The 14,994-nt window shown below is 51.7% G+C and carries 11 protein-coding genes; 4 read left to right on the top strand and 7 right to left on the bottom strand.

The features are described 5' to 3' along the window. Position 1: 1 nt before the first annotated feature. From ACZOWY_RS01095 to ACZOWY_RS01080, 4 genes are all read left to right on the top strand, one after another. On the top strand, positions 2 to 664 hold the full coding sequence (locus tag ACZOWY_RS01095; protein WP_484391829.1) for an acyltransferase: 663 nt from the start codon (positions 2 to 4) through the stop codon (positions 662 to 664). A 2-nt stretch (positions 665 to 666) separates the two neighbouring features. Then, positions 667 to 2,013, top strand: coding sequence for a phosphoglucosamine mutase (glmM, locus tag ACZOWY_RS01090; protein ID WP_484391824.1), 1,347 nt, complete (start codon positions 667 to 669; stop codon positions 2,011 to 2,013). 98 nt (positions 2,014 to 2,111) lie between these two features. After that, positions 2,112 to 3,221 carry an efflux RND transporter periplasmic adaptor subunit gene (locus tag ACZOWY_RS01085; RefSeq protein WP_484391819.1) on the top strand — a complete coding sequence of 370 codons (1,110 nt, stop codon included), beginning with the start codon at positions 2,112 to 2,114 and terminating at the stop codon, positions 3,219 to 3,221. Further along, entirely contained in the window at positions 3,218 to 6,322 is a 3,105-nt protein-coding gene (locus ACZOWY_RS01080; protein ID WP_484391815.1) for an efflux RND transporter permease subunit, read from the top strand. Before ACZOWY_RS01085 ends, ACZOWY_RS01080 begins: the two co-directional genes overlap by 4 nt. 129 nt (positions 6,323 to 6,451) lie before the next feature. Here ACZOWY_RS01080 and ACZOWY_RS01075 read toward each other — a convergent pair whose 3' ends face one another. The 7 genes from ACZOWY_RS01075 to prfB all read right to left on the bottom strand — a co-directional run bounded on the left by ACZOWY_RS01075 (position 6,452) and on the right by prfB (position 14,966). Further along, complete coding sequence (locus ACZOWY_RS01075) at positions 6,452 to 7,609, bottom strand: S41 family peptidase (RefSeq protein ID WP_484391811.1); 1,158 nt, start codon at positions 7,607 to 7,609, stop codon at positions 6,452 to 6,454. 122 nt (positions 7,610 to 7,731) lie between these two features. After that, positions 7,732 to 8,868, bottom strand: a complete 1,137-nt coding sequence (locus tag ACZOWY_RS01070) for a murein hydrolase activator EnvC family protein (RefSeq protein ID WP_484391808.1) — start codon at positions 8,866 to 8,868, stop codon at positions 7,732 to 7,734. Between the two features lie 12 nt (positions 8,869 to 8,880). Further along, positions 8,881 to 9,768, bottom strand: coding sequence for a permease-like cell division protein FtsX (gene ftsX / locus ACZOWY_RS01065; RefSeq protein WP_484391803.1), 888 nt, complete (start codon positions 9,766 to 9,768; stop codon positions 8,881 to 8,883). Next, on the bottom strand, positions 9,752 to 10,444 hold the full coding sequence (ftsE, locus tag ACZOWY_RS01060) for a cell division ATP-binding protein FtsE (protein ID WP_484391799.1): 693 nt from the start codon (positions 10,442 to 10,444) through the stop codon (positions 9,752 to 9,754). Before ftsE ends, ftsX begins: the two co-directional genes overlap by 17 nt. A gap of 98 nt (positions 10,445 to 10,542) precedes the next feature. Beyond that, entirely contained in the window at positions 10,543 to 11,634 is a 1,092-nt protein-coding gene (csaB, locus tag ACZOWY_RS01055) for a polysaccharide pyruvyl transferase CsaB (protein WP_484391795.1), read from the bottom strand. Then, positions 11,627 to 13,771, bottom strand: coding sequence for a DUF5693 family protein (locus ACZOWY_RS01050; RefSeq protein WP_484391791.1), 2,145 nt, complete (start codon positions 13,769 to 13,771; stop codon positions 11,627 to 11,629). The genes csaB and ACZOWY_RS01050 overlap by 8 nt, the downstream gene beginning before the upstream one ends. Positions 13,772 to 13,840: 69 nt before the next feature. Further along, positions 13,841 to 14,966 (bottom strand): peptide chain release factor 2 gene (prfB, locus tag ACZOWY_RS01045; protein ID WP_484391893.1). Its coding sequence is split into 2 segments (ribosomal slippage): positions 13,841 to 14,896 and positions 14,898 to 14,966, totalling 1,125 coding nucleotides; the frame shifts between segments, so codons are not numbered across the junction. Positions 14,967 to 14,994: the final 28 nt, after the last annotated feature.

Raw genomic sequence — 14,994 nt, 5'->3', positions numbered from 1 at the left:
CATGTATACGATTAAAGACTTGTATGACCTGGATCATACCCTGGCTGCCGATTACCTGAAAGGCTTCACCTATCCCTGGGAAGCCCTGAAAGGCATCAAGGAACTGATCCTGCAGCTGGGCCCTGCCCTGGGTGACGACTACGAAGAAGTGAAACCCCAGGTCTGGGTACATAAAACCGCAACCGTGTTCCCGACTGCGTATCTGGGCGCCCCCTGCATCATCGGGCCCAACACGGAAGTCCGTCACGGCGCTTTCATCCGCGGTTCCGCGTTAGTAGGCGCGGACTGCGTGGTAGGCAACTCCGTGGAACTGAAAAATGTAATTTTATTTGATCACGTACAGACGCCCCATTACAACTATGTGGGCGACAGCATTCTTGGCTATTACAGCCATATGGGCGCCGGCAGCATCACCAGCAATGTAAAGGCGGACAAGAAACTGGTCATTGTCCATAACGGGACGGAACAGATTGAAACCGGCATTAAAAAATTCGGAGCCATGCTGGGAGACCATGTGGAAGTAGGCTGCAACGCAGTCATGAATCCGGGTACGGTCATCGGCCGGAACAGCAACGTGTACCCCACCTCCTGTGTGCGGGGCGTTGTGCCTGCAAATTCCATCTACAAGAACAGCGGGGAAATCATCCATAAGGGGGAAATGTAACAATGGGTAAATATTTCGGTACTGACGGTTTCCGGGGCGAAGCCAACAAGGACCTGAACTTTGAACACGCCATGAAGATCGGCCGCTTTTTGGGCTGGTACTATGGCGCCCGGTTGGGCAAAAAAGCCAAAATCGTTATCGGCAAGGATACAAGACGCAGTTCCTACATGTTTGAATCGGCCCTGTGTACGGGCCTGGTAGCTTCCGGCGCGGACGCATACATCATGCACGTGACCACGACCCCTTCCATTTCTTACATTACCCGGGTAGACGACTTCGACTGCGGCATCATGATCTCCGCCTCCCACAACCCGTTTTACGATAACGGCATCAAACTGCTGAACGGCGACGGCGAAAAGATGGACGAAGAGACGATCTTAAAGGTAGAAGATTATATTGACGGCAAACTGGAAGTACCGGTTGCCGAACGGGAAGCTATCGGCCGCACGGTGGATTACGTGGCGGGCCGCAACCGTTACATCGGGTACCTGATTTCCCTGTCCAAATACAGCTTCAAGAACGTGAAGGTCGGCCTGGACGTGGCCAATGGCGCCGCCTGGCAGATCGCCCCGGCGGTGTTTGAAGCCCTGGGAGCCAAGGTTTTTGTGATGAACAACCATCCGGACGGTTACAACATCAACACGGACTGCGGCAGCACCCACATCGAACATCTGCAGAAGTTTGTAGTGGACAACAAGCTGGACATCGGCTTTGCTTTCGACGGCGACGCGGACCGCTGCCTGTGCGTAGACGAAAAGGGCAACGAAGTCACCGGCGACCATACCCTGTACATCTACGGTCTCTATATGAAAGAGCGGGGCAAGCTGATCAACAATAAAGTCGTTACCACCATCATGTCCAACTTCGGCCTCTACAAAGCGCTGGATAAGGTGGGCATCGAATACGAAAAGACCAAAGTAGGCGACAAGTACGTATATGAAAACATGGTACAGACCGGCAACCGCATCGGCGGCGAACAGTCCGGCCATACCATCTTCATCAAGTACGCCAACACCGGCGACGGCATCCTCACTTCCCTGAAACTGATGGAAGTCATGCTGGCCAAGGAAAAACCCATGAGCGAACTGGCAGCTCCCGTCGTGTTCTACCCCCAGGTACTGAAAAATGTACGGGTAAAGAGCAAACCGGACGCACAGAATGATCCGGACGTGCAGGCAGCCGTTGCCAAAGTTGCGGCAGTATTAGGCGACACCGGCCGCATCCTGGTACGGGAAAGCGGCACCGAACCGGTGATCCGCGTCATGGTGGAAGCGGAAAGCGACGAAGTCTGCGAAAAGTATGTGGACGAAGTCATCGAAGTCATTAAAGCCAAAGGACATTTTGCGTAAAAATCTTATTCATATTTTCTTACATAAAGGGCTGGACATTTTTGTCCGGCCCTTATGTTACCCAACAGATACGTTACAATTGAAAGAATGGTGATACCATGAGCCTGCCTGAAATACGCCTGACAAAAACACATTATATACTGCTGGGAGCTGTCGCTGCCGTTTTTATCGGCTGGCGTCTGTATGATGTACTGAAAGCCCCGGTTGTTGAAGATCGTCCCGTACCCGTAGTCCGTACCATGACCATTGGGGAAACGGCTGCCAGCGATACATCCGTTTATCCCGGAGAGGTGCGGGGCAGGTACGAAAGTAATCTGGCGTTCCAGGTCGCCGGCAAAATCACGGCCCGCCATATCAGTCTGGGCGACACAGTCCGTGCAGGCCAGGTGTTGATGGAACTGGACCCGAAGGATGTGCAGCAAAGTTATGACGCCGCCAAAGCTGCGTATGAAGCCGCACGTTCCAATTATGAACTGGCAAGGGATAACTACAAACGTTTCAGCGCGTTATACGAAAAAGGCGCAGTGAGCACCATGGCAAGGGATCAGTATAAGACCCAGCTAGATGCGGCGGAAGCCAGCCTCAAGAGCGCCCAGGCGCAATGGACTGCCAGCCAGAACCAGCTTGGCTACACACAGCTGACAGCCGATCATGACGGAACCGTTGCCGCGATTTCCGGGGAAGTCGGACAGGTCGTGGGCGCCGGAACACCGGTAGCTACTATCGTACAGGACGGCAGCCGGGAGATCCAGATCTTTGTACCGGAAAACCGGCTGGGGCAGATCAAGCCTGACCAGCCTGCCACGATCACCTTCTGGGCGCTGAATGATTTGACAGCTTCCGGTCACATCAGCGAAATCGCCCCTATGGCAGATGCCGTTACCCGCACCTATAAAGTCAGGGTTGCTGTAGATACCATGCCGGCACAGGCAAAACTGGGCATGACTGCAAAGGTCATGCTGCATGCCGGCCAGGAAAATAAAATCACCGTTCCCTCCGGTGCAATCTACCAGACCGGGGATCAGGCACAGGTCTGGGTCATCCGTGATAAAAAAGCAACATTGGTCAATGTAAAAACAGCAGGCTATGAAGGCAGCCATGTCATCATTACCGGCGGTCTCTCGAAAGGCGACGTAATCGTTACCGGCGGCATCAAAAAACTGGCAGAAGGACAGGAAGTCCGTCTGGAAGGCAGTGAAGCAAAATGAACCAGAACTGGGCCGAATGGGCAATCAAACATAAACAGGTCGTTTACTTTTTTGCCGTCCTGCTGACGGTGATGGGTATTTATTCCTATTTTATTCTTGGACGGCAGGAAGATCCCAGCTTTACCGTCAAGCAGATGGTAGTATCCGCCGCCTGGCCGGGCGCTACCGCCAAGCAGATGGAAATGCAGGTGACTGATAAAATAGAAAAAATCGCCCAGACTGTTCCGGATGTGGATTATATCACCAGCTATTCCCGTCCGGGCGTCAGCGTGGTCAACGTATACTTAAAGGAAAACGTTTCTGCAGAAACAACGAAGCTTCGCTGGCAGGAAGTACGTAACCTGGTCAGCGACGGAAGGCGTTCCCTCCCTTCTGATTTGTATGGGCCATACTATAACGACCACTTTGACGACGTATACGGAAACGTATACGCCATAACTTCCGACAGTTTTTCCTATGAGGAGATGCGGAAAGTCGCCAGTAAAATCAAAGACCGGTTTGTGCAGGTGCCCGATGTAAAGAAAGTAGAACTGTTAGGCGTCCAGCCGGAAAAAATCTATATCCAGATCGACAATGCCAAACTGGCCCAGCTGGGGATGAGCGTAGACCAGCTGGCAGCGGTGATCCAGGCTGAGACTTCCGTTACCCCGGCCGCCATGAAACACGATGGCCAGAGTAATATCTATCTTCGGCTTACCGGCATTCCGGATACGGTAAAGAACATTGAAAACCTGCCTGTCAGCGGCAACGGGCGTACACTGCGGCTGGGGGATCTGGCAGCGGTCAAACGCGGGTATGCCGACCCTGCCGAACCCAAAATGTATTTTAACGGTAAGCCTGCTGTGGGTATTGCCATTTCCATGGTGGATGGCGGCAACAATCTGAAGCTTGGCGAGAACCTGGATAAAACCATTCAGGAAATCCGGAAAGACCTCCCCCTGGGATTTGAATTGAATCAGGTACTGAATCAGCCTCAGGTAGTAAAAAATTCCATCAATGAATTTATGGAAAGCCTGATCGAAGCGATCCTGATCGTTCTGGTGGTCAGCCTGATGACGCTGGGCCGGCAGAGCGGTTATGTTATTTCCGTCTGCATCCCGCTGGTACTCATGTGCAGTATGGTAGGCATGTATATGGCAGGCATTGACCTGCACAAGCTGTCCCTGGGCTCCCTGATCGTGGCCCTGGGCATGCTGGTCGATGACTCCGTCGTCGTCGTGGAAATGATTGAAACCAAAATCAACGAAGGCTGGAACCGGATCAAAGCCTGCTCCTTCGCCTTTGAAAGCTGTGCCAAACCGTTGCTGACAGGTACCATGATCACCTGCGTCAGCTTTATGCCCATTGCGTTTGCAAAATCCAATGTGGGCGAATATGCCGGCAGTCTGTTTACCGTGATCACGATCACGTTGATGAGCAGCTGGCTGGTTTCGGCCACGGTGGCTCCGGTTCTGGCCCATGAATGGATCCGTCCAAAGGACGGTGAAGTATCTCCGGCCGCTGCTAAACCGAAAAGCCCGGATCCGGCAGTTCCGTCTTTGGAAAACAACGGAGAAAATCCCATGTACCAAAGCGGTTTCTATGTACTTTTCCGAAAACTGCTGAACTGGTCGTTGCTGCACCGCATTGCGGTAATTCTGATCACGTTGTGTGTGTTTGCCTCGACCCTGCTGTTAGGTAAATTGCTGAAGCAGGAATTTTTCCCTGCCTCCGTGCGTCCGGAACTGCTGGTGGAAATGAACCTGCCGGAAGGCTCCAGCCTGCAGGCCAGCGACGAAGCGGCACGTAAGCTTACAGAAATGATACTGAAAGAAGACGGTGTGGCAAGCATCTCAACCTATGTAGGCGAGAGCAGTCCCCGCTTCGTACTGGTCATCGACCCCGTCCAGCCCCGCAATAATTATGCGCAGCTGGTAGTGGTGGCGAAAGATCTGAAGTCCCGTAAAGATCTGGAAAAGAAAATCAAAGTGTTGGTAGAAGAGCAGCTTCCCAATGTGCAGAGTTACTCCCGGTCCATTCCACTGGGTCCGCCGACACCGTACCCGGTCATGATCCGGATCAGCGCTCCCACCGACGCCCTGGCGAAGGAATATGCGGGAAAGCTGAAACAGGTCATGCTGGAAAACAAAAATGTGACCATGGTACGCTACGACTGGATGGAAAAAGCCCCTGCCGTACGGGTCGAACTGGATGACGACAAACTCCGGCAGATGGGACTGACCCGTAAAACAGTCGCATCCGCTCTGTACGCGGAAATCAGCGGGTACAGCATCAGCCAGTATTATGAAGGCGACCAGGCCATTGATATTGTCTTCCGGCTGGAACCTAAAGATCACCAGAGCATCAGTGATCTGGGAACCATGAGCATACCGACTGCAAAAGGCGCAGTGCAGCTGAACCAGGTGGCTTACCTCAATTATGAAAACGAAGACGGCATGATTTGGCGGCGCAATCTGCTTCCCACCATTACTGTCAACGCGGGGATCGCGGACGGCGTAACCGGCAACGATGTAACCAATCAGATTATGGAAGCTTCCAAAGAAATGCGGAACAAACTGCCCGCCGGCGTAACCATCGAGATAGGCGGCCCTTCGGAAAAAAGCGAAGATTCACTCCGCTCCCTGTTAGGACCTGTCCCTGCGATGCTGGTCATCATGCTGATTTTGCTGATGACTATGTTAAAAGATGTCAGGAAAGTGATCATTGTCGTCTGCACAGCTCCCCTGGGTATCGTGGGTGTAATTCTGGGCCTGTTCCTGTTCAACACGCCGCTGGGCATCATGGCAGAAATCGGTGCACTGGCACTGATTGGCACTATCATCCGGAATTCCACTGTGCTGGTAGACCAGATCGACCAGCATCTGGCCCAGGGCATGCCCCGCCTGAAAGCCGTAACAGAATCCGTCATCGTGCGTTTCCGTCCCATCATGCTGACAGCCCTGACTACGGTGCTGGGGCTGATTCCCATGTTCCCCAGTGATTTCTGGCGGGGACTGGCCATTGCCATCTCCTGCGGGCTGACCGTGGCAACTCTTATTACGCTGATCGTTATGCCGGTTATTTACTGCTTGATATTTAATGTTGGAAACGAAGAAAAATAATCATCTTAAAAAAGTGTACCGGATTTGTCCAATTGGATAAATCCGGTACATTTTTTTCTTCTTATAATTCTTATATTTATGATTCTTTTATTTGATCAGCGTTTCCTTAACTTTGGCTCTGTCTGAATTCTACTTGCTTTTCACTAATTCTTCCCTCAAATATTCTTCCGCCTTTTTCAGCTGCACATCCTCGGTCGCCTTTTCCGGCAATTCAATTTCCACATCGGGTTCCACGCCCACTTTGTGGATAGACCGGCCGGACGGTGTATAATACATGGCTGTCGTCAGCTTGAGCCCGGTGTCTTGCGTAATATGGAACACCGACTGGACACAGCCTTTCCCATAGGTTTTTACACCGAACAGTTTACCGGCTTTGGTATCCTGTACCGCACCGGACACGATTTCCGAAGCACTGGCGCTACCGTGGTCAATCAAAACCGCCAGCGGGTATTTAACTTTTTCCAGTTTCGATTCGTAGACCTGCGTTTTCCCTTTTTTATCTGTAATAGAAACCACCGGGCCTTTGGGTACGATGAAGTTGGCAACTTTAACACATTCGCCTAACAGGCCGCCGGGATTGTGCCTGAGATCCAGCAGGGTGGCCTGCATCCCCTCCTGTTCCAGTTTTTCGTAAGCCTTTTTAAATTCTGTTCCGGTATTTTCATTGAACATGGAAATGCGGATATAACCGATTTTGGAATCCGGCAGCATTTTTCCCGCTACCGACTTAATCTTGATATCGTCACGTACAATATCCGCTGTATACTGTTCGCCATTCTTATGCTCCAGCAACAGCCTGACGCTGGTTCCTTTTTTGCCGCGGATGGTACTCACAACATCTTCCAGGGACCGTCCTTTCGTGTCCTGGTCGTTTACCTTCAGGATCTTGTCGCCGGCTTCAATGCCAGCCTTGGCCCCGGGAGAGCCTTCCATAGGCGAAACTACGACAAACTCTTTATTGCGCTGGCCCAACACCACGCCGATGCCGCCAAAGGTTCCGTCCGTCATCTCGTTCAGCTGGGCAAAGCCTTTTTCATCCAGATACTCGGAATAGGGGTCGTCCAGACTTTCCACCAGCCCGTGCATGGCACCTTCAAATAATTTCTTGTCTGTGTATTCTCCTACATAACTCGACTGGATCTTTCCCAGCGTATACAGGAACTGTAGCGCACCGCCCGTATTACCTGTCAGCTTCTGCAGGCCCCAGGCTATACCGATGACCATCATGGATACGGTAAGTATCACGACCAGAGGAATCACCCATATACTGACCTTTTTGTTAAACACCTGATTCCCTCCACTGCAAAAAAAAATAAAGCGTACTATCAAAAGGAGGACCAGGGCCAAGCCCCTTCCTCCTTTAAACGTATCCGTATAGTCAGAAGCAAATCACCGTTGTAAAGTCCTTCTTAAGGCAGGTAATTCAACGGTTCCGTCACTTCACCGTGCAGGCGTACTTCAAAATGGCAATGAGGACCGGTGGAATAGCCGGTACTGCCTGCATAAGCTACCAACTGGCCCTGAGAAACACGCTGCCCCTCGCTGACCGCCAGGCTGGAATTATGTCCATAAATCGTAACCAGGCCGCCACCGTGGTCAATCATGATGGCATACCCATAACCACCCATCCAGCCGGAATACACCACCACACCGGTGGCTGCCGCATGGATCGGCGTACCGTAATCAACCGCGATGTCCATACCGGAATGATATTTCCGTGTCCCAAAGATAGGATGCACACGCCATCCGTAATACGATGTGATCGGGCCGGAGCAGGGCCATACAAAAGAGCCGTTGCCACCGCCGGAAGGCATCTGGGAAGCGGCTTCCATCCCCTGCAACATGGCTTTGATGTTATCGGAAATCGCAAGCATACGGTCGTATTCTTCGTCCGACTTACGCTTTTCTTCTTCTGCCATGTACAGTTTCTGTGCACGCTGCTGCCTCATGCTTTCTGCATCGCTGCGTTTTTGTTCCAAAGCAGCCCTGTCTTTTTTGATTTCCGCCATCTGGGCATCCAGCTGATCCTGGCGCTTCTGGATTTCCCCTGCTTCCTGTTCAATCACGGCAATCAGATCCAGATCGCTGCGGATGATTTTCTGCAGCAGGTACATACGGGAAGCAAAATCCCCAAAGTCCTTCGCTCCCAGCAATACGTCCAGATAATTGATCTGCCCGTTCTCATAAATATCGCGGAGCCGGTGGCGGTATATTTCCATCCGCCCTTCCATTTCCTCTTTCTTTTTATTCAGTTCAGCCGTATTTTTATCAATATCTTTCTGCAGGGCATCCGCCTTTTTCTGAAGAACATCTATATCCTTCTGCAGGCGGCTTAATTTTGCAACGATTTCCCCCAGGCTTTCTTTCGCTTCAGCGACTTTTTGTTTTGCCTGATCCTTTTTTTCTTCGGCCACCTGCACATTATGCTGGGCCTGATTCAGCTCCTCCTGCTTCTTTTCCATCTCACTGGCAGCAAAAGCAGGCAGCACATTAAGTAAAAAAAGCCATAAGGCAAGGAGCGCCGTTAAAACTTTGCGAGATTTCATTGGACAGCCTCCTTATACCCGAAGGAACTTTTTCAGGGAAAGGTAACTGCCCAGCGCGCCGATCAGCGTGCCGCAGGCCAGGATAAAAAGGTCCGCGTACAACAGGGTCGGCCATGACGGTAACACCGGGAAGAACGCAAAGGTCGTATGCAGACGTCCGCTGAGGCTCACATAAATCAGGTCCACTACAGCACAGGCAATGACACCGCCGCCCAGCCCCAGGGTCATGCCTTCCAGCATGAAAGGCCAGCGGATGAACCAGTCGGTCGCGCCTACATATTTCATGATAACCACCTCGCGCCGCCGGGCAAACACGGTAAGACGTATGGTGTTGATAATAATAAACAGAGTTGCAAAACAAAGGAATACGATCAGGACTGCACCGCCGATACGCATCACCTTGGTCAGGGCGAACAGGTGCTCTACTACCTCCTGCCCGAATTTCGCGGTCTCTACCTTCGGCCAGTGTTCTATCTGGGATACCAGTGCCTTTATTCGCTCCGGCCTGTCTACCTGTACTTCAAAAGAAAAGGGGAACGGGTTGTCCTTGCCCAGCGCCTTCAGCAAAGTGGCCTGATCACCCAGCCGGTTCTTGAATCGCTCCATGGCCATGGCCTTGGTCACTTCTGTAACCTGGACCACGCCTTCCATTTTTTTCAGTTTATCCCGCATTTCGGCTACTTCTTCACCGGTAGCGGTATCCTCCAGGTAGACTGTCATCTCTACCTGGCCTTCCAGATATTTTGCCAGATTATCCGTATTCAGGTACATCAGCAGGAACAGTCCCAGTACCAGAAGGGAAACGGCAACCGTAGAAACAGAAGCAAAACTCATTATGCCGTTTCGTTTAATGGATTTGCCTGTCTCACGGATAAAATATTCTTTACTGCTCAGACTCATATCCGTATACTCCGTTCAATTCGTCGCGAACGATTTCACCGTTTTCGATTGCAATGACCCGCTTGCCCATAGCGTCGACGATTTCCTTGTCATGGGTCGCCATAATAATGGTCGTCCCGGTATTATTGATCTCCTGGAAAATTTCCATAATTTCCATGCTGGTTTCCGGATCCAGGTTCCCTGTGGGTTCGTCCGCGATTACCAGGCTGGGGCTGTTGACAATAGCCCGGGCAATCGCAATTCGCTGCTGTTCACCACCCGACAGCTCATTGGGTTTTGAATAGGCCCGGCGGCGCAGACCTACCAGGTCCAGCACATTCATCACGCGCCGTTTGATTTTGCGGTACGGCGCTTCAATAACCTGCATGGCAAAGGCAACATTATCATACACCGTACGGTCCGGCAACAGGCGGTAATCCTGGAAAATGATTCCCAGCTGCCGCCGCAGGTACGGTACTTCTTTAGCTGTTAAATTCAAAATATCCACATCGTTCAGACGAATACTGCCGGAAGTGGGGAGCACTTCCCGGAACAGTAATTTGATAAATGTGGATTTGCCGGCTCCGCTGGGGCCTACGATAAAAACAAACTCGCCCTGCTCGATCCGGACATTAATATTACGCAGCGCCACATTCCCACCGGGATATGTTTTGCTGACATCTGTCATTTCCAGCACAGATAAAACTCCCTCCAAGATGATTTGGAGACGTAAGTTCTCCACTAATACTATACAACTTTTTACGTACACCGTTTGCAAAATTATTGCGAATTATTTTACCGGCGCAGCAGATCAAACGCTTTTGATACGGTGCTCTGCGCCAGTTCGCGCATTGCGACAAGATGCTCTTCCTGCATCTGCGGTTTTTGTCCCCACAGTTCCCCCGCAGCGTTTTCAACTTTCGCGGCGTTCAACGTTTCCACCGTACCTACTGCCTGGGCGCCTATGGCTTTCAGAAAGCTGTCCACTTTGGGATCATAGGAGATAGCCATCAGGGGCACTTTCATCACGGCGGCAAAAATCAGCGCATGCAGCCGCATACCGATCAACAACCGGAAGCTCCCAATAATGCTGAGGAATTCCTCGGTAGAATAATCTCCCTGCAACAGGGCGACTTTGTTTCGGATATCGGGAAGGTAACTTTGCAACAGCTGGCTGTCTTTCAAATCCATAGAAACCTGCAATGGCAAAATAGCAATTTGGGCATTGTACTTTTCGCTGAGTGTTCCCAATGCTGCCGCAAGCTGTTTCAGGCAGCGCTGGTTGTCCGGCCATACCCGGACAGAAACGCCGATAATCGGTTTGTACGGATCCAGGCCTGCTTCTTTCAGGATTGTTTTTCCTGCCACCCTGGATTCAGGGTTCAACATCAGCACCGGATCTGCCGTAACGTCAACTTTTACTGCAGAAACACCCATGCGCTCCAGTTCTTCTGCCGAATCCCTGTCCCTAACGGTAATCAGGTCCGCCTTGTTCACTACCATGCGGGTCAGCACCCGCATAAACCGGTTTCGGATGGGCCCGATGCCCTGGGCAAACAGCATGACCTTACGGCCTTTCCATTTTGCCGCTGCAATAATGGAAAGATAATACAGCAGGCTCCTCATACTGGTCACATCCTGCAACAGACTGCCGCCGCCGCTGATGACCAGATCCGCTTCGCCGATGGCCCGCAGAAGCCGGACTGCCGCAAAACGGTATAACGATTTTACCTGATGTTTTGCAATTGTATTTCCCGGATTCCCGGAAATTACGGTAATATCCGCCTTCGGCTCAACAGCACGCAACGAGGCAAGGATTGCCGTCAGCAGCGCCTCATCACCGGCATTATTAAATCCGTAATACCCGGAAATAACAATTTTACTCATTAACAGAAAATCTCCTTAGCCACGGCTTTACATATGGCATCAAAATTGAAACTGCGATCACTGCAATAATACCCAGTACAGACCCCAGCAGATAGCCGTCTGCCGCCCGGATATAACTCATCATGGCCGGCGTGCGCATATGACAGAATGTCTGCACCAGGGAACCCTGCCCGATCACCGCCCCCACTACCAGCGCCAGTTTACACCAGTTAGGCGCCATACGGTATGCAGCCAGCACGGCCAGGAAGAAAGCCGGGTGACCAATCATGAACTCTTTTTCTCTGGGGCGGGCGTACATGATTTCTTCCAGGAACAGGCGCAGTTTGATCTCAATCGCAGGCACCGGCACCCCGCCGGTATGTCCGCTGCGTCCAACAAAGATATAGGCAACGAACAGCAACACGCCTAAAATCACAAAATGCCCTAACGTAAGACGGGTCTTACAGATTTTGACAAGCTGGGAAAACAGCTCTGCCGGCCTGGCCCCATCCTGGGAAAAAATGCTGTATTGCCGTAAAAACAAAAGCAACATCAACAGCACAGGCATAATAAATGTCAGCTTTACGCCACGGTAGATATCTGCTTCCAGAAAGAAACGTGTATCCCCCATAATGGCCGCATTCAATGTTGCGCCAACCAGCGAAAGAACAATCGCAAGGGCAAGCTGCCATAAAGCTGTAATAATTACGCCGCCCGTTGATTTTATGTCTGTCTTACTATTTTCCCACAGTGTTAAAATCACACTCATCGAAAGAACAGGATACAGGACAGCCGAAAGGAACGCCAGACCCTGCCGCAACGACAGGCCGCGTCCCATAAACAGGCAAAAAGCAGTTACCAGCATGCCGGCGCCAACCAATGCGTATTGTTTCCAGCCCTTCAGGGAAGGAAGAATCATTCCCAGGTATAACGCCAGCGCAGCCCAGGCCCCCAGCGCAACCAAAAGCAAAGACCAGCGGCCCGGTTCATAGGAACCGGCAAAGCCCGGGGTGCCGTTGGCTGAGGCAGATGCCTTTTCACCCGGTTTCTGGAACACACCGGCCACACCGATCTTGTATCCGCGGGCCTTCACCTGCTGGGTGATCTGCTTCATATAATCCAGGTTCAGATCGATAATATCCACAGCGTTCTGGGGTTTCAGGAACAGGCGGACGTAATTGACACGGATGTTCCGTTCCTCGTCTGCCAGCGCCCAGCGCCGCAGGGCATCCGGCATCATCAGCTTGCTGTTTTCCTGGGCGTCAATATTCAGCACCCGTACCGCATTGTTGTCCACACTGTGAAGCAGGGCATCCAGTCCGTCAAACCTGGCAAATTGCAGCTGGGTCACATGTTCCAGCAACCCCAGCCGGATATTCCGTTCCTCCAGTTTTTTCCCCATATAGCCGATGTCATTGGGAAAACCGATTACATCCGTGCCGCAGGGAATATAGGTTGTCACCTGAACTCCCGACTTGTCAATCCGGGAAAACAGGCTGTCCGTTGCCTTCCGGGAATACGGAAGATAATTCTGTGGACGAATCGCTGTCAAAAAACCGGCGGCTTCCACTTCTTTCAGTTCTTTCACAGAAAGTCCCAACGGAGCCTGCATCATCGGGGTTTTAGCCCGATAATCCGGCTCCAGCAGTAAACGGGAGTCACCTTTAATCTCCAGTATCTCCGGCGTCTGGCTTACCGTACGGAGTCGTTCCGCGCCATACCGCAGAAGCAGGTCTTCTTTTACTTCCGTCCAGGCTTCTTCATCCTCTCCACGGGTTACATAGACAGCATCCGGATTGATCTGTACAGAAGAAAGGACCACATCAAAATCCCCATGATGGATTCCCTTTGCCGCCTTTTGTAACACATCCCCCGGCATAGCAGAAATCCGGCCTTCCCGGTCCAGCCGTTCCAGCGTCGTATCATATACGATCAGCGTGGTAACACCGGCGTCCTTAAACTGTTGCAACAGTTTCTCACTGCTGCAGCCTTCCCGCCGGGCCATCATCAGGATCGCCTGATAATCCAGCGTCTGTTCCACAGTGTCATTCCGCTTTTCAATCTGGATACGAGTCTGTACCAGCCACAGCGCCGCACAAAATGCAACGGCGATGCAAAATATTATAATGGGATTATAACGGTCTTTCCATTTCTTCATATTCATATCATCTCAAAAAAAGCATAAAACACAGCGGCGCATACCAAAAGATATGCGACGCTGCGCATGTTATATCTGTTTTGCAGCCAGTCGTTTGGCTTCATATTCCTGACGCAGGTACGCTTCCACAAAGGGGCGCAGATCCCCGTCCATCACGCCGTCCACATTCGAGGTTTCAAAGGAAGTACGGTGATCCTTTACCATCGTATACGGCTGGAACACATAGGAGCGAATCTGGCTTCCCCATTCAATAGCCTGGTAATCCCCGGCCAGATCACTGATCTTGGCGTCCCGCTTTGCCTTTTCAAACGCATACAGCTTACCGCGTAACATCTGTAACGCTTTTTCACGGTTCTGAATCTGACTGCGTTCATTTTGGCACTGTACCACGATACCGGTAGGAAGGTGGGTCATACGTACGGCGGAAGAAGTCTTGTTGACGTGCTGGCCTCCGGCGCCGCTGGCCCGGTATACATCCACACGCACCTCATCCATGTTGATTTCCACATTGACCGTATCGTCCAGTTCCGGCATCACATCCACCGCAGAGAAAGACGTGTGACGGCGGGCATTGGCGTCAAACGGCGAAATACGGACCAGGCGGTGCACTCCTTTTTCGCTGCGGAAAAAGCCATAGGCATTATGTCCGTTGATCTGTAAGGTCGCACTCTTGACGCCCGCTTCATCCCCGGCCAGATAATCCAGCATTTCTACCTGGTACCCGTTCCGCTCCGCAAAGCGGGTGAACATACGCAGCAGCATAGAGGTCCAGTCCTGGGCTTCCGTCCCGCCGGCACCTGCATGGAGAGTCAGGATGGCGTTGTTGGCGTCATACTCTTCCGACAACAGCATCCCCAGTTCCAGATGGTGGAGATTTTCCCTGATCTGGTTTAACGTTTCGTCCAGTTCCGGGATCAGGGACTCATCCTGTTCCTCGGCCGCCATCTCCTGCAGCACTTCCAGGTCGTCCAGTCCCGTTTCCAGATCTTTGTATTCATCAACTTCTGATTTTAACGCGTCCACCTCTTTGGAAATCCTGGACGCTTTTTCCGGATCATCCCAGAAGGACGGTTCCCCCATAAGATGTTCCAGTTCCCCAATTTTTTCTTCTTTGCTGGGGATGTCAAAGAGATCCCCTCATTTCGTCCAGTTTTTTCTTGAGGCTTACGATCTCAGGTTTGTATTCTTCAAGCAGCAACTTTCTCACATCCTTTACTGGTTAT

Source organism: Succiniclasticum sp. (assembly GCF_056977735.1).
The sequence above is the reverse complement of the archived record's forward strand: the minus strand, read 5'-3'. Positions and strand labels throughout refer to the sequence as shown.

Coding starts and splice junctions, on each gene's coding strand:
- ACZOWY_RS01050 (WP_484391791.1), bottom strand. CDS start 13,771: ATGAAGAAATGGAAAGACCGTTATAATCCCATTATAATATTTTGCATC.
- ftsX (WP_484391803.1), bottom strand. CDS start 9,768: ATGAGTCTGAGCAGTAAAGAATATTTTATCCGTGAGACAGGCAAATCC.
- ACZOWY_RS01070 (WP_484391808.1), bottom strand. CDS start 8,868: ATGAAATCTCGCAAAGTTTTAACGGCGCTCCTTGCCTTATGGCTTTTT.
- csaB (WP_484391795.1), bottom strand. CDS start 11,634: ATGAGTAAAATTGTTATTTCCGGGTATTACGGATTTAATAATGCCGGT.
- ACZOWY_RS01080 (WP_484391815.1), top strand. CDS start 3,218: ATGAACCAGAACTGGGCCGAATGGGCAATCAAACATAAACAGGTCGTT.
- glmM (WP_484391824.1), top strand. CDS start 667: ATGGGTAAATATTTCGGTACTGACGGTTTCCGGGGCGAAGCCAACAAG.
- ACZOWY_RS01085 (WP_484391819.1), top strand. CDS start 2,112: ATGAGCCTGCCTGAAATACGCCTGACAAAAACACATTATATACTGCTG.
- ACZOWY_RS01095 (WP_484391829.1), top strand. CDS start 2: ATGTATACGATTAAAGACTTGTATGACCTGGATCATACCCTGGCTGCC.